Genomic DNA, 261 nt, shown 5'->3' with positions numbered 1-261 from the left:
CATCGGTTTCGCGGACGGCTACGGCGAAAGCTGGCTCAACGAGTTCAGCAAGTTCGCCGCGCTGCGCCACATCCAACTGGTCGCCACCGAGCGCTATAACCGCACCGACGCGAGCGTCACCGGCCAGATCCTCAAGCTGATGGCCGCCAAGCCCGACGCGATCCTGATCGCCGGCGCGGGCACGCCGACCGTGCTGCCGCAGCGCACGCTGATCGAGCGCGGCTTCAAGGGGCCGATCTATCAGACGCACGGCATCGCCAC

General features: G+C 67.4%; 1 pseudogene. It reads left to right on the top strand.

Annotation, left to right across the window (positions count from 1 at the left end):
* A pseudogene (locus SB751_RS32090) lies at positions 1–261 on the top strand (branched-chain amino acid ABC transporter substrate-binding protein); the annotation flags it as partial.

This window comes from Cupriavidus sp. SIMBA_020, assembly GCF_046535395.1.
Taxonomy (GTDB): Bacteria; Pseudomonadota; Gammaproteobacteria; order Burkholderiales; family Burkholderiaceae; genus Cupriavidus; species Cupriavidus campinensis.
Note: the sequence above shows the minus strand (reverse complement) of the source record. Positions and strands in the feature narration are given on the sequence as shown.